The 19723-nt window shown below is 62.4% G+C and carries 22 protein-coding genes; 14 read left to right on the top strand and 8 right to left on the bottom strand.

The annotated features are described in order from the left end of the window. Positions 1-33: 33 nt before the first annotated feature. The 3 genes from glpX to ISX84_RS12735 all read right to left on the bottom strand — a co-directional run bounded on the left by glpX (position 34) and on the right by ISX84_RS12735 (position 2727). Positions 34-999: a class II fructose-bisphosphatase gene (gene glpX / locus ISX84_RS12745; RefSeq protein WP_195820741.1), complete on the bottom strand. Its 966-nt coding sequence runs from the start codon at positions 997-999 to the stop codon at positions 34-36. 71 nt (positions 1000-1070) lie between these two features. Continuing rightward, a complete protein-coding gene (locus ISX84_RS12740; RefSeq protein WP_195820740.1) occupies positions 1071-2357 on the bottom strand; it encodes a homoserine dehydrogenase in 1287 nt (428 codons plus the stop codon). A gap of 85 nt (positions 2358-2442) precedes the next feature. After that, complete coding sequence (locus tag ISX84_RS12735) at positions 2443-2727, bottom strand: hypothetical protein (protein WP_195820739.1); 285 nt, start codon at positions 2725-2727, stop codon at positions 2443-2445. A 97-nt stretch (positions 2728-2824) separates the two neighbouring features. On the opposite strand from ISX84_RS12735, the gene ISX84_RS12730 reads away from it, so the two are divergent. Together ISX84_RS12730 and ISX84_RS12725 are read left to right on the top strand one after the other, a co-directional pair. After that, positions 2825-3427 carry a TetR/AcrR family transcriptional regulator gene (locus ISX84_RS12730; RefSeq protein WP_195820738.1) on the top strand — a complete coding sequence of 201 codons (603 nt, stop codon included), beginning with the start codon at positions 2825-2827 and terminating at the stop codon, positions 3425-3427. A 114-nt stretch (positions 3428-3541) separates the two neighbouring features. Continuing rightward, positions 3542-3751, top strand: coding sequence for a hypothetical protein (locus ISX84_RS12725; protein ID WP_195820737.1), 210 nt, complete (start codon positions 3542-3544; stop codon positions 3749-3751). 4 nt (positions 3752-3755) lie between these two features. Here the strand turns inward: ISX84_RS12725 and ISX84_RS12720 are convergent, their stop codons facing one another. Continuing rightward, positions 3756-4907 carry a 4Fe-4S double cluster binding domain-containing protein gene (locus ISX84_RS12720; RefSeq protein WP_326838735.1) on the bottom strand — a complete coding sequence of 384 codons (1152 nt, stop codon included), beginning with the start codon at positions 4905-4907 and terminating at the stop codon, positions 3756-3758. 125 nt (positions 4908-5032) lie between these two features. Between ISX84_RS12720 and ISX84_RS12715 the strand changes: the two genes are divergently transcribed. Further along, complete coding sequence (locus ISX84_RS12715) at positions 5033-5977, top strand: NAD(P)-dependent oxidoreductase (RefSeq protein WP_195820735.1); 945 nt, start codon at positions 5033-5035, stop codon at positions 5975-5977. A gap of 53 nt (positions 5978-6030) precedes the next feature. Here ISX84_RS12715 and serS read toward each other — a convergent pair whose 3' ends face one another. Together serS and ISX84_RS12705 are read right to left on the bottom strand one after the other, a co-directional pair. Beyond that, entirely contained in the window at positions 6031-7323 is a 1293-nt protein-coding gene (gene serS / locus ISX84_RS12710; RefSeq protein WP_195820734.1) for a serine--tRNA ligase, read from the bottom strand. 76 nt (positions 7324-7399) lie between these two features. Next, on the bottom strand, positions 7400-8128 hold the full coding sequence (locus ISX84_RS12705) for a trypsin-like serine peptidase (protein WP_195820733.1): 729 nt from the start codon (positions 8126-8128) through the stop codon (positions 7400-7402). Between the two features lie 213 nt (positions 8129-8341). Here ISX84_RS12705 and yajC point away from each other — a divergent pair, with 213 nt between their 5' ends. The 10 genes from yajC to ISX84_RS12655 are packed head-to-tail and all read left to right on the top strand — an operon-like array spanning position 8342 to position 15230. Continuing rightward, positions 8342-8620 (top strand): preprotein translocase subunit YajC, encoded by a 279-nt coding sequence (gene yajC, locus ISX84_RS12700; RefSeq protein ID WP_195820732.1) that lies wholly within the window; start codon positions 8342-8344, stop codon positions 8618-8620. A 34-nt stretch (positions 8621-8654) separates the two neighbouring features. Beyond that, on the top strand, positions 8655-10316 hold the full coding sequence (gene secD, locus ISX84_RS12695; RefSeq protein WP_195820731.1) for a protein translocase subunit SecD: 1662 nt from the start codon (positions 8655-8657) through the stop codon (positions 10314-10316). Position 10317: 1 nt separating this feature from the next. Continuing rightward, positions 10318-11286: a protein translocase subunit SecF gene (gene secF, locus ISX84_RS12690; RefSeq protein WP_195820730.1), complete on the top strand. Its 969-nt coding sequence runs from the start codon at positions 10318-10320 to the stop codon at positions 11284-11286. Next, on the top strand, positions 11279-12031 hold the full coding sequence (locus ISX84_RS12685) for a sulfite exporter TauE/SafE family protein (RefSeq protein ID WP_195820729.1): 753 nt from the start codon (positions 11279-11281) through the stop codon (positions 12029-12031). Before secF ends, ISX84_RS12685 begins: the two co-directional genes overlap by 8 nt. A 9-nt stretch (positions 12032-12040) precedes the next feature. Next, the gene (locus ISX84_RS12680; RefSeq protein ID WP_195820728.1) at positions 12041-12394 is read left to right on the top strand and encodes an Mth938-like domain-containing protein; all 354 of its coding nucleotides are present in this window, start codon (positions 12041-12043) and stop codon (positions 12392-12394) included. A gap of 55 nt (positions 12395-12449) precedes the next feature. Continuing rightward, positions 12450-13067 (top strand): heme ABC exporter ATP-binding protein CcmA, encoded by a 618-nt coding sequence (ccmA, locus tag ISX84_RS12675; RefSeq protein WP_195820727.1) that lies wholly within the window; start codon positions 12450-12452, stop codon positions 13065-13067. Then, complete coding sequence (ccmB, locus tag ISX84_RS12670; RefSeq protein ID WP_195820726.1) at positions 13064-13720, top strand: heme exporter protein CcmB; 657 nt, start codon at positions 13064-13066, stop codon at positions 13718-13720. Before ccmA ends, ccmB begins: the two co-directional genes overlap by 4 nt. Before the next feature lie 58 nt (positions 13721-13778). Beyond that, positions 13779-14540: a heme ABC transporter permease gene (locus ISX84_RS12665; RefSeq protein WP_442800623.1), complete on the top strand. Its 762-nt coding sequence runs from the start codon at positions 13779-13781 to the stop codon at positions 14538-14540. Beyond that, on the top strand, positions 14540-14695 hold the full coding sequence (gene ccmD, locus ISX84_RS12660; protein ID WP_195820724.1) for a heme exporter protein CcmD: 156 nt from the start codon (positions 14540-14542) through the stop codon (positions 14693-14695). The genes ISX84_RS12665 and ccmD overlap by 1 nt, the downstream gene beginning before the upstream one ends. Further along, a complete protein-coding gene (locus ISX84_RS12655; protein WP_195820723.1) occupies positions 14688-15230 on the top strand; it encodes a DsbE family thiol:disulfide interchange protein in 543 nt (180 codons plus the stop codon). Before ccmD ends, ISX84_RS12655 begins: the two co-directional genes overlap by 8 nt. A gap of 49 nt (positions 15231-15279) precedes the next feature. On the opposite strand, the gene ISX84_RS12650 is transcribed toward ISX84_RS12655, so the two are convergent. Further along, positions 15280-16158: a DMT family transporter gene (locus tag ISX84_RS12650; protein WP_268247475.1), complete on the bottom strand. Its 879-nt coding sequence runs from the start codon at positions 16156-16158 to the stop codon at positions 15280-15282. Between the two features lie 322 nt (positions 16159-16480). Between ISX84_RS12650 and ISX84_RS12645 the strand changes: the two genes are divergently transcribed. Continuing rightward, positions 16481-16765 (top strand): hypothetical protein, encoded by a 285-nt coding sequence (locus ISX84_RS12645; protein WP_195820722.1) that lies wholly within the window; start codon positions 16481-16483, stop codon positions 16763-16765. Between the two features lie 86 nt (positions 16766-16851). Here the strand turns inward: ISX84_RS12645 and acnA are convergent, their stop codons facing one another. Beyond that, complete coding sequence (acnA, locus tag ISX84_RS12640; RefSeq protein WP_195820721.1) at positions 16852-19620, bottom strand: aconitate hydratase AcnA; 2769 nt, start codon at positions 19618-19620, stop codon at positions 16852-16854. Between the last annotated feature and the right edge of the window lie 103 nt (positions 19621-19723).

Genomic DNA, 19723 nt, shown 5'->3' with positions numbered 1-19723 from the left:
AAGAGCAGCGGCAGGCGGGCCACTGCAGAGATCTCAGGCCTCAACCGGCGTGCGGTAGTTGATCCGGCGGACGGAGCCGGTCTTGGACCGCATGATAAGCGTTTCGGTTGTCATCCAGCCGGGTTCGCGTTTGACGGCGGGCAGGATGTTGCCATCGGTGACGCCGGTGGCGGCAAAGATCACGTCTTCGGTGACCATGTCGTCGCGGCTGTAAATGCGGTCGAAATCGGTGATGCCGGCCTTGCTGGCGCGGCCCTTTTCGTCGTCATTGCGAAAGAGCAGGCGGCCGTACATCTGCCCGCCCATGCATTTCAACGCCGCAGCGGCGAGCACACCTTCGGGCGCGCCGCCCGCGCCCATGTACATGTCGATGCCGGTGCCCGGCTCGGCGCAATGCATGACACCAGCGACGTCACCATCGGTAATCAGACGGATGGAGGCACCGGTTTTGCGCACCTCGGCAATCATTTCCTCGTGCCGGGGACGTTCCAGAATGCACAGCGTGATGTCAGAGGCGCTGCAGCCCTTGGCCTTGGCCAGGGCCGCGACCCGTTCGGCGGGGCTCATGTCCAGCGTGACCACATCCTCCGCATAGCCTGGCCCGATCGCGAGCTTGTCCATATAGACATCCGGCGCGTGCAGCATGGAGCCGCGCGGGCCCATGGCGATGACGGTGAGCGCGTTGGGCATGTCCTTGGCGGTCAGCGTGGTCCCTTCCAGCGGATCAAGCGCGATGTCCACGCCGGGGCCATTGCCGGTGCCGACCTCTTCGCCGATGTAGAGCATCGGTGCCTCGTCCCGTTCGCCTTCGCCAATCACCACGACGCCCGCGATGTCCAACATGTTGAGCTGTTCGCGCATCGCGTTGACCGCTGCCTGATCCGCCGCCTTTTCATCGCCGTTCCCCACCAGCCGTGCAGAGGCCAGCGCCGCCGCCTCGGAGACGCGGGCGAGGCCGAGTGAGAGCATACGATCCTGAAATTGAGCGTTGGCTGGCATGAAACTGTCCTCTTTGGGCTTTTAAATTTGGGCTAGGTGTATCGTTTGACTTTGCTGCGTACAAGCGCCGGTCAGACCGCTTCGATGCGCAGGGCGACGGGCGCGCCGGAGAGCACGCTGGTGGTTTCCATGGCGGCGAGTGCGGCGTTCAGGGCATCGGGCGTGGTCTTATGGGTCACGATCAGCACCGGCGCCGAGGTGTCGTCATGGCCGTACTGGCGCATCCGGTCGATGGAAACGCCCGCGTCGCCCAGTACCGTGGCGATCTTGGCCAGCGCGCCGGGTTTATCCTCAAGCGACATGCGCAGGTAATAGGGCGCGGGCATTTCCGCACGGGCCGGGTTTGCCGTTGTCAGGCTGTCGGCGGGCAGGCCAAAGACCGGTCCGCGCCATCCCTTGGCGATATCGCAGATGTCGGCCATGACGGCGCTGGCAGTGGGGCCTTCGCCCGCTCCGGGACCGCGCAGGACAATCTGGCCCACGGCGTCGCCGTCCAACACCACCATGTTGGTGCCGCCCTCCAGCTGCCCCAGCGGCGAGGTGTCGGGCACGAGGCAGGGCTGCATGCGCTGCTCCAGCCCGCGCCCGGTTTTCTGAGCCACGCCCAGCAGTTTGATCTTGTAGCCCATGTCGGCGGCAGCGTGGATGTCATCGATGCTCACCCGGTCGATGCCTTCCAGCGTGATGCCGTCGAAATTCACCTTGGTGCCAAAGGCCAGCGAAGCAAGGATCGCCAGCTTGTGGGCTGCATCGATACCGCCCACGTCAAGCTGCGGATCGGCCTCCAGATAGCCCAGCCCGTCAGCCTCGGCAAAGACCTCTTCATAGCTGAGGCCCGCGCTCTCCATGCGGGTCAGGATGTAGTTACACGACCCGTTCATCACCCCCATGACCCGGGTAATCTCGTTCCCGGCAAGCCCCTCGGTCAGCGATTTGATGACCGGAATGCCGCCTGCCACCGCCGCCTCATAGCGCAAGACACGCCCGGCCCCTTCGGCCTGTTCCGCCAGCGCCTGACCGTGGATCGCCAGCAGGGCCTTGTTGGCGGTCACCACGTCCTTGCCCGCCGCCAGCGCCGCCTCGACGGCTTGCTTGGCGGGGCCTTCATCGCCGCCGATCAGTTCGACAAAGACATCCACATCATCGCGCGTCGCCAGAGCAACCGGGTCATCTTCCCAGGCATAGCGGTCCAGCGGCACACCGCGATCCTTGGCTCGGTCGCGGGCTGAAACGGCGGAAATGACGATCTCGCGCCCGCTGCGCGCCGCCAGCAGAGCGGCATGTTGCCGAATGATGCGCAGAACGCCGATCCCAACCGTGCCCAGACCAGCAATTCCAAGACGCAGCGGCGCAGACATAACGGCAATTCCTTTGAATTTCAGGGCGAAGCGGTTGTTTTTCGCCATGTAGCGGGTTCGGCCGCGACGTGCAACGCGCTTGGTGCTATTGCACCTCTTCTTCCAGCCGGTTCCGCTCCTGACCGCTGAGCACCGATCCGCGCAACCCTGCGGCGCGCGCCTGCAAACCGGCGACCCGGGCCTCGATCTGCTCTTGTGTCCCGGCGCTCTCGGTTTGCGATGCTTCGGTGGAGGCCAACAGCGGATCAAAGGGAATCAGATCCGGAAAATCCGCGTCTCGCGCTGCCTGCCCGGTTGCATCATCGATTTCGGGGAACTGCACACAGCCGACGGCGCCGAGGATGAGCATCAAAAGGGCGGCAAGGCGCATGAAAGGGCTCCTGTTGGTCGCAATTGTTGTGCCCCAAGCGCCCGACGCGCGCAAGGAGGGTTTGTTTTGAACGCTTGTTCAGATATCCTGCGCCATCATGGCCCGTACCGCAGGTTCACATTCAGGTATCACTGGTCCGCGCGTACGCGCAGCGGCGCAAAAGCTCTTTGCCCGTCAGGGCTTTGCGGCGGTTTCCATGCGTGAAATCGCGCGCGAGGTCGGGGTCCAGGTCGGCGCGCTCTACAACTACACACCGGACAAGCAAAGCCTGCTTTTTGACCTCATGCAAAGCCACCTGGATGCGCTGCTGGCAGCGTTCCAGGACGATATCGAGGCTGATCCGGTGGTGCGGCTGGAGCAGTTTGTCCAGTTTCATATCCACTTCCACCATGATCGCCCGGATGCGGTTTTCATCGCTTATATGGAATTGCGCAACCTGACCCCGGCGAATTTCGCGCAGATCGAAACCCTGCGCCGGGCCTATGAAGACCGGCTGGAGGCCATATTGCGGGCAGGTGTGATTACCGGTGATTTTGCCGTGGCCGATACCAAGATCGCAACGCGCGCGGTGATTGCCATGCTGACCGGCATCAACACGTGGTTCCGCGCGGATGGCAGGTTGTCGCTGGACGATGTCACGGCGCAGTATTGGCAGATGGTGTGCAAATCGGTGTCGGCATCGGGCGGCTTGGAGCCGTAACATCAGACATCACGATATGTGATGCATGGCATGTCATATATTCGTTTACATTATTTCTGATGCGCCTCTATATCGGCATAGGCCCCGAGCGGGCTTAGCTGAAAGGAGGCTCAGATGGTTTACGAAACAGCGATTGAAGAACGTCACAGCCCACTGCGGAGTGTCACCCACACGCTCTTGCTTCTGGCAACAGGCGTATTTCTTGGCATCATGCTGGCGGAGCTGCGCGATGTTGCGATGGACAGCGATGCGCGCGCAGCCTTCGAGGCACAACCGATTGCGGGCGAAGACTGGCACGGCAACGTGCGCCGGTCGATCCCCTGATGGCCTAGGGGGCGGACCACCAGGCGCCCGGCTTCTTCCGCCCCCCACGCCCCTTATCCAGCCAAAGCGCCACCTGCCTGAGGGGTGATAGCGCAAGGCGCAGCCAGAGCCGGTGATACCATTTGCGAAAATCCCGATTGAACGGACAGACCCGCAGGCAGATCGCGCAATCGGAGGCCAGCTTGGCCCAGAACCCAAAGCATTTCTCCGCGTCCGACGTCCACTTGCGCACCCCCTTGAGCGCGGAGATGTTGTGACCCCCGACCTCCGGCGGACCGAAGGGCAGGGCCTTGACCGGGCAGGCCTCGGCGCATTTGGTGCAAATGTCGCAAAATGCCCGGACGCCCAGTGGTCTGGGGGCGTCATGCGCCAGGGGCAGGGACGTGAAAATCTTCGAAAACCGCAGCCGCGGCCCAAATTCCGGCGTGATCACCATCTGATTGCGCGCATATTCCCCCAGCCCCGCCTGCAGCGCATAGGGAATCACCAGCGCCGTGTCGTTCATCGACGGGACGGCCTCATACCCAAGATTGCGGATGTAGGCGGCCAGCTGCATCACGGTGGCAACCTCCTGACTGTAGGCACGCCCGGTGGCCGCACCCGCGGTTGCTGCCGGGTAGGTATCGACAAGATCGGCGTCCATTTCATGCCCCAACACGATGACAGACGTGATCCCCTCCGGCAGATCGTTCGGCGCGTCAGAAAGATCGCGCGTGTCGATACGGGCGCTGTAGTGCCAACGCGGATCAACCCCGGTGATCCCGCAGAGATCGGCCTTGAAAAAACGCGCCACCTTTTTGATCTCATGTGACATCGCGCCCACGTTCGGGACGTCGAGGGCCACCGGGGCAACGGGTGTGTCCGCACTGATCGGGGCCTGAAACCCTTCGCGACGGCCCTGATCGGCAAAGCGGTCCGTCATCACATCCGAGATCAGCCAGGACGCATTGCGCAGCGCAAAGTCCCGCTGACCAAACCCGTCGCCCCGGCGCGGGATTGCCTCCATCCGGTAAGAGGCAAAAAACGCATCCGACCGCGCGTTACGCACCGCGGGATCCCAGAACGCCCGGGTGAAAATGTCATTGCGCTGCGCAAAGGGTTCAAACCCGTCGGTGACCTCGATCCCGGCGGCCTTGTCCGACGCTTTTTGCTGCACCCTCTCTGCCATTGCCTCAGGGTACGCCGCGCATTTCACGGGTCAATCGCAAAGGTCGCAAACAGACGCGACCCCGTCCACACCGATGCGCAGGCTGCCCAAAATAGACGGCGAGGGAATACGACATGAAAATCGGTTTTATCGGGCTGGGCAATGTCGGCGGCAAGCTCTGCGGCTCGCTGATCCGCAACGGGATGGACGTGCAGGTCTTTGATCTCAATGCGAAACTGATGGCGGCAAAGGTCGCTCAGGGCGCGACAGAAGGGCAGAACCCGGCCCGGATGATGCAGGACTGCGATGCGGTGATCACCTGTCTGCCATCGCCTGCGGCCTCCGCCGCGGTGCTCGAGGAGATGCTGCCCCACGTCGCACCCGGTAAAATCTGGATGGAGATGTCGACAACGGATGCTGCCGAAGTCAAACGCCTGGGCGCGCTGGTCATCGCTCGGGGGGGCGCCGCCGTTGACTGCCCGGTCTCAGGCGGATGCCACCGCGCGGACACCGGCAACATCTCGATCTACGCAGGCTGTGACAGGGCCACCTTCGAGCGCGTGCTGCCGGTCCTGACCGCTATGGGGCGCCGTATCCTGCATGTGGGCGAGATCGGAAACGCCAGCGTTCTCAAAGTGATGACCAACTATCTTGCAACGGCTAACCTGCTGACCCTGTGCGAGGCGCTCACGGTCATGAAAGCCGCAGGAATGGACATGGGTACTACCTACGAGGCGATTGCGATGTCGTCAGGCACCTCCTTTGTGCATGAAACAGAAAGCCAGCTGATCCTGTCGGGATCCCGCGACGTGAACTTCACCATGGATCTGGTGCAAAAAGACATCGGGCTCTTCCAAAAACTGGCCGATGTACACGGGGTCCCGCTCGAACTCTCCCCCAAGGTGATCGAGATGATGGCGGATGGACAGGCGCGCTACGGCGCCCGCGCGCAGTCCGACCGCATGATCGAACGGCTGGAAGAGGCCACCGGCCTCGAGATCCGCGCCCCCGGATTCCCGCTGGAACTGATCGATGACGAACCCGAAGCGCGCGGCTACGAGGTCACCCCCAACCGCTGATCTTCATTGTTCGCCAAATATGCCGGGGTTTGGGGCAGCGCCCCAAGCCTGTTTCAAACCAGCTGACCTTCCGGGGTCAGTGTCGTCTTGCCGCCAAGATAGGGCGCCAGCACGCCGGGCAAGACAACCGCGCCATCCTCCTGCTGCCCATTCTCGAGCACGGCAATCAGACACCGCCCGACCGCAAGACCCGACCCGTTCAGCGTATGCACGAACCGGGGCTTGCCGCCATCGGCAGGCTTGTAGCGCGCATTCATCCGCCGCGCCTGGAAATCGCCGGTGGTGGAGACCGATGAAATCTCGCGGTAGCTGTCCTGACCGGGCAACCACGCCTCGATATCGTAGGTCCGCTTCGCCCCAAACCCCATGTCACCAGTGCAGAGGATCACGGTGCGATAGGGGATGCCCAACCGCTCCAGAATATCCTCGGCACAGCGCAGCATGCGCTTCTGCTCCGCATCCGATTGATCGGGCAGGGTGACGGACACCATCTCCACCTTCTCGAACTGATGCTGGCGCAGCATGCCCGCTGTGTCCCGGCCCGCACTGCCTGCCTCGGACCGGAAACACAACGTATGCGCGGTCATCCGGCGCGGTAAATCCGTCTCCTCCAGCACGTCGCCCGCCACCGAATAGGTCAGCGTGATCTCGGAGGTCGAAATCAGCCACATGTCTTCGGTGGTCTTGTAGCTGTCTTCGGAGAATTTCGGCAGCTTGTCGGTGCCATACATCGCCTCATCGCGCACCAGCACCGGGCAGTTCACTTCCGTCAACCCGTTGTGATCCACATGCGTGTCGATCATGAACTGCGCCAGCGCGCGGTGAATGCGTGCCACAGCCCCTTTGAGCATCACAAACCGCGCGCCCGAGGTCTTGGCAGCGGTTTCGAAATCCATCGACGCGGCAACGCCTGCGATCTCGTAATGCTCCTTCGGCGCGAATGCGAAACTCGGCACATCGCCCCAGCGGTTCACTTCGACATTGTCCTCTTCATCCGCGCCATCCGGCACATCCTCGGCGGGCAGATTGGCGATCCATCCCAGTTTCTCGGTCAGCTGGGCGTCAAGCTCTTTGGCTTCCGCCTGCATGGCGGCGACTTCGGCCTTTTTCTCACCGACCAGCGCGCGCAGACGTTCGAACTCCGCTTCATTGCCTGCGGCCTTTGCGGCACCCACTTCCTTGGAGGCCTTGTTCTGATCTGCCTGTGCGGTCTCCGCAGCCTTGATCTTGGCCCGGCGCGCCGCGTCCAGCGCCAGAAGCGCAGCCGATGCAGGCGCTTCTCCGCGCCGCGCCAATGCGGCATCGAAAGTATCGGGATGTTCACGAATGGCACGGATATCATGCATGTCGGCAGTCCTTGGTCTGAGTCGTCCAGTTCCCATGCTTATGACCGATCTTGCGCCGACACGTAACCATGAGAATTCAGCGCGTGGCGGATGTTCCGGCCCGGTCAAGGGCTGCCTGCCATTGGCCGATCAGCCAATCATCAACCGGGGCCGCCAGGGCCAGCGGCACCTCGCCGCCGACACGGCCCGAGACAATTGCAACAATCGTCCAACCGTCGCCATCAGCAGCCAGCACCGGCCCCCCTGAATTGCCGGGTATGACCTCGCAATCGAGCACCAATATGGAAGGTCCGGCATTTTTTGCCGACGCGCAATCCGAACGCCCGTTCAGAATGTGCGGGCGTTTGCGATGGTAACCCAGAACGGTAAACGGGCCGACACGCCGCGCGGGCTGGGCATTCAGGGAAACCGGGTCCAACTCTGCCGGGCTGATAGGGTCGGCCAGCCGCAGCACCGCCACATCGTATCGGAAGCGGTCATTGCCCTTTGCTGTCCGGTAGTTGGGGTGCACCACGGCCTCCGCAGACCTGCGGTGCGCGGCGAAGGTGCCGCGATCCCAACCGGCGACGAAATGGCGATCATCGCCTGCGCAATGCGCCGCCGTCACCACAAGGTCGGGCGCAATCAGGGTGCCGGTGCAGGATGATTTTGTCCGGTGTCCGGCGACATTCACAAGGCCCACGGTGGTCCAGAACTTGCGCGCGTCTTCCGCAAGGGCGGGCATCGGTTCGGCCTGCGCCGCCACGCCCCCGAGGCAAGCGCAGACGCACAGGAAAATCAGGGTGGACAGGCGGACAGGCGGCATTCGGACAGGGGCTTTCACAACGCTTCATCGCGCTGACCATGACGCCTTTTGCGCGTTTGGCCAAGGCCCGGCTGCAAGGGATGCGCCTTCGGGGCAAAACAAACGCGAAACCTGCGCTGTCTCCCTTGCAAAGCGCCTTTTCAGCCCATAGGTTCCGCCAAACTTTGCGGCCCGGACAGAGGCGGCCGCATTCTACCCGGAAGGACCATTTTCATGGAAGCGTTCGCGCAATTTGTGCCCCTCATCCTGATCTTTGCGATCATGTATTTCCTGCTGATCCGCCCCCAGCAGAAAAAAGTCAAAGAGCATCAGGCGATGGTGGCCGCGCTGCGCCGCGGCGATCAGGTGGTGACCCAGGGCGGGATCATCGGCAAGGTGGCCAAGGTCAAGGAAGACGGTGAGTTGGAGCTGGAAATCGCCGACGGCGTGAAGGTACGCGTGGTGCAATCCACCATCGCCACCGTTGTTTCCAAGACCGAACCGGCGAAGTAACAACGCCTCCTGACGCGTTCGAAAAGGCGTAGACATGCTGCAAATCGATCTTTGGAAGCGGATCACCATCTGGCTGACCTGTGCGGTGGGCCTGTGGCTTGCGATGCCCAACGCCTTCTACACAAACGTTGAAAAACACAATGACGCGGTTCAGGCCATTGAACTGGGTGCCACCACGCCGGAAAATCTGGCGGATCAGGCCCGGTGGCCGGATTGGATGCCCTCGGGGCTGGTGAACCTCGGGCTCGATCTGCGCGGCGGCGCGCATCTGCTGGCAGAGGTGCAGGTCGAGGATGTCTACACCGCGCGCATGCAGGCGGCCTGGCCGGAAATCCGCAACGCTCTTGCACAAGAACGCGCCATTATTGGTGGGGTCGTTCAACAACCGTCTGCCGCAGATGAGGTGCGCGTTCGTATTCGTCAGCCGGAGGGCATGCCACGCGCGCTGGAAATCGTGCGCGGGCTGGCGCGCCCGGTGCAAACCCTGACCGGGGTGGGTGCCAATGACATTGAGGTGCGCGCGGAAAGCGACCTGATCATCGTCACCCTATCGGAGGCTGAAAAGCTCGCGACAGACGAACGCACCGTTCAGCAGAGCCTTGAAATCATTCGCCGCCGCATCGACGAGGTCGGCACCCGCGAGCCCACGATCCAGCGTCAGGGTGCGGACCGTATCCTCATTCAGGTGCCCGGCATCGGGTCGGCGGGCGAGTTGAAAGAGATCATCGGCACCACGGCGCAACTGACCTTCAACCCGGTGGTGACGCGGGGCACGAACCCTGACGCCTCTGCCGGGATCGGCAACAAGATCGTGCCGTCTTTGGATGAACCCGGCGTTTTCTACACCATCGAAGCGGCGCCCGTCGTGACCGGCGAGGAACTGGTGGACGCGCAGCCTGCGTTTGATCAGAACGGTCGCCCGGCGGTAAACTTCCGGTTCAACACCTCCGGCGCCCGCAAGTTCGGCGATTACACAGCGGAGAACATCGGATCGCCCTTTGCGATCATTTTGGACGACGAAGTGGTCAGCGCCCCCACGATCCAGAGCCATATTCCGGGCGGGTCCGGCATCATCACCGGGCGCTTCACGGTGGAGGAATCGACCAATCTCGCGGTGCTTCTGCGGGCAGGGGCCCTGCCTGCGGGGCTCGAATTCCTCGAAGAACGCACCATCGGTCCGGAACTGGGCCAGGACAGCATCGACGCGGGCAAGATCGCGACCATCGTGGCCTTCAGCGCCGTGCTCGTCTTCATGTTCCTTAGCTATGGGCTCTTCGGTGTCTTTGCCAATATCGCGCTGATCATCAACATCGGGCTGATCTTTGGGCTGCTGAGCCTGATCGGCGCCACGCTGACCCTGCCGGGGATTGCCGGGATCGTGCTGACGGTCGGGATGGCGGTGGACGCAAACGTGCTGATCTTCGAACGGATTCGCGAGGAATTGAAGACGTCCAAAGGTCCCGCCCGGGCGATTGAGCTGGGCTATGAAAAAGCGCTCAGCGCGATCCTCGACGCCAATATCACCACGTTCATCACCGCCACGATCCTCTTTGCCATGGGCTCTGGCCCGGTGCGCGGCTTTGCGATCACGCTGGGTCTGGGCATCCTGACCTCGGTCTTCACAGCGATCTTCGTCACGCGCCTGCTGGTGGTGATGTGGTTCGAGCGTCGCCGCCCCAAAACAATCGAGATTTGATATGCGCCTGAAACTGGTCAAACAGAATACGAATTTCGATTTCTTCAAACGCTGGAAGCTCTGGCTGGGCATCTCCGGTCTAATGATGGTGGTGGCCTTTGCTTCCTTCATGATCCAGGGGCTGAATTTCGGCATCGATTTCCGGGGCGGCACGACGATCCGTACCGAAAGCCCGCTGCCGGTCGAGATCGGCGTCTACCGCGACGCCATTGCCGTGCTGGAGCTGGGGGACGTGTCGATCACCGAAGTGTTCGACCCGACCTTCGGACCCGATCAGAATGTGGCGATGATCCGCATTCAGGCGCAGGACGGGCAGGAAGCGGTGACAACCGAAGTGATTGCCGCCGTGCAGGAGGCGCTGAGAACGGTGCGGCCGGATATCAAATTCGTTTCCGTCGAATCCGTCGGGCCAAAAGTATCCGGTGAATTGATCCAGACAGCGGCGATTGCCGTCGTGCTCGCCATCGGGGCGGTGCTGATCTACATCTGGCTGCGTTTCGAATGGCAGTTTGCCCTGGGCGCGGTGCTGGCGCTGGTGCATGACGTGATCCTGACCATTGGCGTCTTTTCCGAACTGCAGATCCGCTTTGACCTCGCGATCATCGCGGCCTTGCTGACCATCGTCGGCTATTCGCTGAACGATACCGTGGTGGTCTTTGACCGGGTGCGGGAAAACCTGCGCAAATACAAGAAACGCCCGCTGAGCGAGGTGCTGAACATCTCCATTAACGAGACCCTCAGCCGGACATTCATGACCTCCGTGACCACGCTGTTGGCGCTGATCGCGCTGTTTGTGCTGGGCGGTGACGTGATCCGCGGCTTTGTCTTTGCGATGATCTGGGGCGTGATCGTGGGGACCTATTCCTCGATCTTCGTGGCCTCTGCCGCGCTGCTCTATCTGGGGGTGAAACGCGACTGGTCCAAGCCGGATGCCAATTCCGGCAACCAATACGCCAACATAGATGCTTGAGGCGCTCTCAGGTGGTGTCGATACAAGCGGACTGATCTGGCTGACATTGGGCGTCCTCGCGGCCGGGTTGGTGCGGGGATTTGCGGGCTTCGGCAGCGGCATGATCATCATGCCCGTCGCGGCCTCCGTGCTTTCTCCGGTCGAGGCGGTGATTTTCATGATGATGGCGGAACTGGTCGGCCCGATACCGAACCTGCCCGCAGCCTGGCGCGACGGTGCCCCGCGTGATGTGGGGCGGCTGATGCTCGGCGCGATCCTGACCATTCCTGTCGGTGTCTTCTGCTTGTCGTATATGGACACAACGTTCTTTGGCTGGGTGGTGTCGATCTGCGTCATGGTCCTGCTGGTCCTGGTCATGTCGGGCTGGCGCTACAAAGGCGTGCTGGCCCGCCCCATGACAGTCGCAACCGGGGGCTTGGGCGGGTTCATGGGCGGCTTTGCCGGGGTGCCCGGGCCCCCGGTGATCATGCTCTACATGTCCAGCCGCCTGCCCATTGCGGTCATCCGCGCAAATTTCCTGCTCTACCTGCTGGCGTTCGATGTGGTCCTGATCACCACCTTCGCGGTGCTGGAGCTTTTCGTGTGGAAAATCGCTCTGCTGGGTCTGTTGGCGGGCATCCCGAATATCATCGCCAATGTGATCGGCGCCCGGCTGTTCGATCCGACGGCAGAGGTTCTTTTTCGCCGGGTGGCCTACCTCATCATCGCGACATCGGCTATTCTGGGGCTACCGATCTGGGGCTAGGAGACCGGCATGCGCCTGAACGAAATATCATTTACCGACGCCAAGCCGATCGAAGGATACGGCGCAGGGTTCTTCCGCATCGGCGGCGAGGTCTTCCAGGGCCCGGTGATCGCGGGGCCCAAGGGGACCACCGGATGGCAAGGATATGAGGATGTCGATGCGCTGCTGGCGTTGAAAGACGACATCGACGTGCTTTTTGTCGGCACCGGGGCGGATACCGCGCACTTGCCGTCTGACCTGCGCGCCACGCTGGAAGACGCCGGCATGGGCGTCGAGGTCATGGCCTCACCCGCCGCCTGCCGGACCTACAACGTGTTGCTCAGCGAAGGCCGCCGCATCGCGCTGGCGCTGATCCCCGTCTGATCATAACCGCCTGATCGGGCTTTTGGTTGCGCGGGCAATCGGTTAACGCTGTCTCATGACATTGACGATCCGTGATCTTTGCGTGGCGCGCGGCGGTCTGCCGGTTCTGCAGGGGCTGAGCTTCACACTCGCGCCGGGGCAGGCGCTGATCCTGCGCGGACCAAACGGATCGGGCAAGACCACCTTGCTGCGCACGCTGGCCGGGCTGCAACCGCCGCTTGCCGGGCAGATCGATGGGGCAGAGGAGCAGATCGCCTATGCCGCGCATTCCGATGGGCTCAAGGCCATGCTTTCCGTGCGGGAAAATCTGACTTTTTGGGCCGATGTGTTTGGGCAGACTGATATTGCACCCGCCCTCGACGCCTTCGCTCTGACACCGCTGATCGACCGGCTGGCGGGCACACTGTCGGCGGGGCAGAAACGCAGGTTGGGGCTGGCGCGCCTGCTGGTCACGGGGCGGTCGATCTGGATGCTGGACGAGCCGACCGTCTCGCTGGACGTGGACGCCGTGGCGCAATTTGCCGCCGCCGTGCGCGCCCATCTGAGGGCTGGTGGCGCAGCGCTGATCGCCACCCACATCGACCTTGGGCTGGAATCTGAGGTGTTGGATGTCACGCCCTTTCGCGCGACTCAGGACACACGCGCGGGCGCCAGCGACGAGGCGTTCCTATGACAGCGCTGCTGCGTCGCGATTTGAAACTGGCGGTGCGGGCCGGGGGCGGCTTTGGCCTGGGGCTTGCGTTTTTCCTGATCGTGACGGTGCTGGTGCCCTTTGGCGTGGGCCCGCAGTCGGAGCTTTTATCCCGCATCGCGCCGGGCATTCTCTGGCTTGGTGCCTTGCTGGCTTGCCTCTTGTCGTTGGACCGGCTGCTGGCGCTCGACTGGGAAGACGGCACACTCGACTTGCTCGCCACCTCGCCGCTGCCGCTGGAGGCAGCACTCAGCATCAAGGCGCTGGCCCATTGGATCACCACCGGGTTGCCGCTGGTGCTGGCCGCGCCGGTGCTGGGCATCCTGCTGAATCTCCCTACGGCGGGGTATGGCTGGCTGGTCCTGTCGCTGCTGCTCGGGACCCCGGCGCTCTCGGTCATCGGGACCTTCGGGGCCGCGCTGACGGTGGGGGTGAAACGGGGCGGGCTCTTGATGTCGCTCTTGGTGCTGCCGCTCTACGTGCCGACGCTGATCTTTGGCGCAGAGGCTGCGCGGCGCGGCGCGACGGGGATGGACCCGCTCACGCCGCTCTTGATGTTGGCGGGGATCACGGCAGGCGTTGTGGCCATCATGCCCTTCGCCTCTGCCGCCGCGCTGCGGGTGAACTTGCGGTGAGCAGGACCATTTGCCCATTGAGCCAAATGGCCGAAAGGCTTAGATCAGTGCCATGTCCATGACCGAAGACACAGCCACACCCAAACGCCCCTCCGGCTTTTGGAGCTATGCAAACCCGGTGAAGTTCCTGGGCCTCAGCGAACGGGTGCTGCCCGCGCTTTGGGGTCTGGCGGCGCTTTCGCTGATCGTTGGCCTGATCTGGGGGTTTTTCTTCACGCCGGATGATTTTCGGCAGGGCTCCACCGTCAAGATCATCTACCTGCACGTGCCATCGGCAATGATGGCGATCAATGCCTGGGTGATGATGCTGGTGGCCTCGCTGATCTGGCTGATCCGGCGCCACCATGTCAGCGCTTTGGCCGCCAAGGCCGCGGCACCGGTTGGTGTTGTGATGACGCTGATTGCGCTTTGTACGGGCGCGATCTGGGGCCAGCCGATGTGGGGCACGTGGTGGGCGTGGGATCCGCGCCTGACCTCCTTTCTGATCCTGTTCCTGTTCTATCTGGGCTACATCGCGCTTTGGGAAGCCATCGAGGACCCGGACACGGCTGCTGACCTCACCTCCGTACTGTGCCTTGTGGGGTCGGTCTTCGCGGTGTTGTCGCGCTATGCGGTGAACTTCTGGAACCAGGGGCTGCACCAGGGCGCGTCCCTGAGCCTCGACAAGGAAGAGAACGTGGCGGATGTCTTCTACATTCCGCTGCTGGTCTGTATCGCAGGTTTCGTGCTGCTCTTTCTGGCGCTGGTGCTCTACCGCACGGGCACGGAAATCCGTCTGCGCCGCACCCGCGCCCTACAGGCCCGCGAGGCCCGTCTGTGATGCCTGATCTTGGCAAATACGCCGATGCGGTGCTGTCCGCTTACGGGGTGTCCATTCTGCTGCTGGTCCTGCTGGTCGTACTGAGCCTGCGTCAGGGCCGCCGCGCCCGCCGCGCGCTGCAGGACGTGGAGAAGAGGAGCAAGCCAAATGCCTAAAGTCTCGCCCCTGATGATCGCCCCGCCGCTGATCTTTGCCGGGTTCGTCGCGCTTGCGGGGATCGGCATGTTCCGCGACAACCCGAATGATCTGCCCTCCACGATGATCGGCCAGGCGGCGCCCGCGATCACCACGGATGCGTTGGGCGACTATCCGGCAGTCACGCCAGAGGCGATGGCCACGGGCGAGGTGACGCTGGTGAATTTCTGGGCCAGCTGGTGCCCGCCATGTCGGGCGGAGCATCCAAACCTCCTGCGCATGGCCGCAGAGGGCATGCCGATCATCGGTGTGAACTTCAAGGATCAGGAAGCCACTGCGACGCGCTATCTCGATGATGACGGCAATCCCTTTGAGGCGGTCGCCTTCGACCCGCAGGGCCGCACTGCAATCGACTGGGGCGTAACCGCCCCGCCGGAGACCTTTATTCTCGACGCCGAAGGCACCGTGCTTTTCCGCTTTGCCGGTCCGCTGATCGGTAGCGATTATGAACAGCGGTTCCTGCCGGAACTGGAAAAGGCACGCGCGGCGCAGTAAGCGCACCCGCGCGGGCAAGGGGTGTCGGTGTGCTGTGCAAATCCGGGTGTCAGGACGGCGCGCCAGCCCGTTTGCCGCGCCATAGGATAAACAGGCCCGACAGAACAATCACAGCCGACCCAAGCAGCATCGACGCGCTCAACTGCTCGCCAAAGAAGATCACGCCAAAGCCTATGCCGAACAGCAGCCGTACGTATCGGAAGGGCGTTACGGCAGAGACTTCACCGGTGCGCATCGCCTTCATCAGGCAGGAATACGCGACGACACCGGCCAGGATTGCGCCTACCAGGAAAACCGATGCACCTGCGGTTGGCACAACGAACGGCGCCCCCTGCCAGATCGCAAAGATCACACCGGCAACCACGACAGACAAAAACCCGTAGAGCCCCAGGACCGAGGTGCCGAGCGATGCCGGCGCGGCCCGGCTGGCCAGATCGCGCCCGGCAAATCCGACCATGCCGATGATGGCCAGAACCGACAGCGTGGAGAAGCTTTCCGTGCCCGGCTGCACGATGATCACGACCCCAACCAGCCCAATGAGAATGGCCGCCCATCTGCGCCAGCCAACCTTTTCGCCAAGGACCACGGCCGCCCCGGCAACCACGACAAGCGGTGTCGCCTGCAGGATCACCGTGGCCGAAGACAGCGGTGTAAGCGAAATGGCAAGTATGAAGAAAAGACGCCCGACAATTTCAAAAAGCACACGGATGCGCATCGGGCGCGATACCACCTCTGGCGGGGCCAGCGGTTCCTTTTGCAGCAGGGCCAGACCGGCAAAGACAAAGGCGCCGCCGAGGCCAAAGATGATCAGGATCTGCCCCACCGGCAGCGTGGCAGAGGCCGCTTTTATGAAGCTATCCTCGACCGTGAAAGCTGCCATGGAGGCGATCATCCACATACTGCCGATCAGATTGGCCCTGGTATCCATTGCGATGCCGGTGATGAGAGAAGGTCCAATGCTGTCAGCGGTTGCCTGCCTGTGATCGCTACCCCACTGAATCGCCGCGGTCCAGAGGCTCTGCGCCGGATTTTCTTTGTTATGGAAACGGTTGGGGGCATCGCAAGTGTGCCTTTGGCGCTTTGCTTGTGGCAGTTCTCAACCATTGGAAAGTGATTTCGAGCGCTGTGGATGGCGTCTTTTCGCGTCTGCATATCCGGTCAGATCACCCGTTCTTAATCATGATTTAAGTCCGTCACCGCTATTGCAGTGAAGCATGCTATGTTTTGGTTTCTGTTGGAAAGCTTATCCCATGATGTCTGTGAGATACTTCTTTTGCGGTTTTTGCGCGGCCTTGCTGGCCAGCGTCGTTCAGGCCCAGACGGTGCCGGAACCGCCACGCTTTGACGGCAGCCGTTCGACCGCCTCCTCAAGCAGGGTCATAAATCCCGCCGATCCACAGTACGGGCTCCAGGGTCAGGGCGGTCCACTGCCCAGAGCATTGATCGGGGCAGCCGCGCTTGAAGCCGCGCGTGAAGAAGGCCGCCATTTTATCGAAGAACGCAGACAGGATGCCGCCGAACCTGACGGTGACTAGGGAGCGTCTCTTCCTGAGAAAAGGTGCACATGAAAAAGGCCCCGGAGCATATCCGGAGCCTTTCTGACGTTCTGGGATGGCCGTAATCAGGCCGCTTGGGCGAGGTTCCGCAGCACATAATGCAGCACGCCACCGTGTTCGATGTATTCAATCTCGATCGCGGTATCGATCCGGCATTTCAGCGTGATTTCCTTTACCGAGCCGTCGGCCATGGTGATGGTGCAGGGCACTTCCTGCAGGGGCTTGATGGTGTCCAGACCGGCAATGGAGACAGTCTCTTCCCCGGTCAGGCCCAGCGATTTGCGTGTATCGCCGCCAGTGAATTCGAAGGGAATGACACCCATGCCAACGAGGTTGGACCGGTGGATACGCTCAAAGCTCTCCGCGATCACCGCTTTGACGCCCAGCAGCGCAGTGCCCTTTGCGGCCCAGTCACGGGAAGAGCCCGCGCCATATTGCTCGCCACCAAAGACCACCAGCGGGGTGCCCGCTTCCTGATAGGCCATCGCCGCGTCATAGATCGACGTCTGGTCGCCGTCGGGGCCCTTGGTATAGCCGCCTTCGACACCGTCCAGCATCTCGTTCTTGATGCGGATGTTGGCGAAGGTACCGCGCATCATCACCTCGTGGTTGCCGCGGCGCGAGCCGTAGGAGTTGAACTCGCGCACGGGCACCTGACGTTCGATCAGGTACTGACCGGCGGGGGTGCTGTCCTTGAAGGACCCGGCGGGGGAGATATGGTCGGTGGTGATCATGTCGCCCAGCACGGCCAGCACCTTGGCGCCGTCGATGTTGCTGATGGTGCCGGGCTCCTTGCCCATGCCCTGGAAGTAGGGCGGGTTCTGCACATAGGTCGAGGACACCGGCCAGTCATAGGTTTTGCTGTCGGTGGTCTCCACACCCTGCCATTTGTCATCGCCCTTGAAGACGTCGGCGTATTTCTCCTGGAAGGAATCGCGCGTGACCGTGGCCTCGACCAGTTCCGCGATTTCCTGTGACGTGGGCCAGAGGTCTTTCAGGTAGACGTCCTTGCCGTCCTTGTCCTGGGCAATCGGGTCCTTGGCGATGTCGATGTTCATGTCGCCCGCCAGCGCATAGGCCACCACCAAAGGTGGCGAGGCCAGGTAGTTGGCACGCACGTCGGGGCTGATCCGGCCTTCGAAATTGCGGTTGCCCGAGAGCACGGAGGTCGCAATCAGATCGCCCTCTGCAATCGCTTCGGAGAGCTCTTTCTGGATCGGGCCGGAGTTGCCGATGCAGGTGGTGCAGCCGTAGCCCACGAGGTTGAACCCGATGGCGTCGAGATCGTCCTGCAGTTCAGCCGCTTCCAGATAGGCGGAAACCACCTGGCTGCCCGGCGCCAGCGAGGTCTTGACCCAGGGCTTGCGGGTCAGACCGCGTTCGCGCGCCTTGCGGGCCACCAGCCCCGCGCCGATCATCACATAAGGGTTGGACGTATTGGTGCAGGAGGTGATCGAGGCGATCACGATGGAGCCGTCATGCAGCTTGTAGTCCTCGCCTTTGACGGCGGCGGAGTTGTGATGCCCGATGTCGCCTGGGATATGATGCGGGTCGGGCGCGCCGCCCTCTGCCGTCATCTCGGCCTCTTCGTCGGGTCGCGCGGCGGGCTCGGGGCGCTGGCCTTTCACGTAGGCGCCAAAGGCTTCGGCTGCTTCGGTAAGCGCGATGTAGTCCTGAGGGCGTTTGGGCCCGGAGATTGCGGGGACAATCGTACCCATGTCCAGATGCAGCGTGTCGGTGTAGATCGGGCTGTAATCGGCGCCCCTCCAGAACCCGTTTTCCTTGGCATAGGCTTCGACCAGCGCGACACGGTCTTCGTCACGACCGGTGTTGCGCAGATACCGCAGGGTCTCGTCATCGATGGGGAAAAACCCGCAGGTGGCGCCGTACTCAGGGGCCATATTGGCGATTGTCGCGCGGTCCGCCAGCGGCAGATTGTCGAGGCCTGCGCCATAGAATTCAACGAATTTGCTGACCACACCTTTTTCGCGCAGCATCTCGACCACCTTCAGCACCAGATCGGTGCCCGTGGTGCCTTCCATCATCTGGCCGGTCAGCTCGAAACCGACAACCTCCGGGATTAGCATCGAGATCGGCTGGCCCAGCATCGCCGCTTCGGCCTCAATCCCGCCGACGCCCCAGCCCAGAACAGCGGCACCGTTGACCATGGTGGTGTGGCTGTCGGTGCCGACAAGCGTATCGGGGTAGGCAACCTCGGCGCCGTTTTGATCGGTGTCAGTCCAGACGGTCTGCGCGAGGTATTCCAGGTTCACCTGGTGGCAGATGCCGGTGCCGGGGGGGACAACGCGGAAGTTGTTGAACGCCTTCTGACCCCATTTCAGGAAGGTGTAGCGTTCCATGTTGCGCTCATACTCGCGGTCCACGTTCATCTGAAACGCGCGCGGATTGCCAAATTCGTCGATCATGACCGAGTGGTCGATGACCAGATCGACCGGGTTCAGCGGGTTGATCTTCTCCGCGTCCCCACCCAGGCTGATGATCGCGTCGCGCATCGCGGCCAGATCGACCACCGCCGGCACGCCGGTGAAATCCTGCAGCAGCACGCGGGCAGGGCGGTAGGCAATCTCGCGGGGGTTCTTGCCGCCCTTTTGCGCCCATTCGGCAAAGGCCTTGATGTCGTCGGTGGTGACCGTCTTGCCATCCTCGAACCGCAGCATGTTTTCCAGCACCACTTTCAGGGCAGCGGGTAGGTTTGCAAAGTCCCCCAGACCGGCCTCGGTGGCGGCTGGAATGGAGTAATAGTCGACGCTCTGTGCGCCAACACTCAGGGTTTTGCGGGTTTTGGAAGTGTCGTGACCAACGGTAATGGGCATAAGGGGTGTCCTCTGGCTTGGGCTGGATCATGTCTTGGGTTGCGCGTTCAATGCCCTATGGAGCAAGGCAGTTCAACTCAAATCCACCCGGTTGGTTGAAAAT

It is taken from the genome of Roseobacter sp. MH60115, assembly GCF_015644665.1.
In the GTDB taxonomy this organism is placed as follows: domain Bacteria; phylum Pseudomonadota; class Alphaproteobacteria; order Rhodobacterales; family Rhodobacteraceae; genus Roseobacter.
This window is presented reverse-complemented; position numbering and strand designations above follow the sequence as displayed.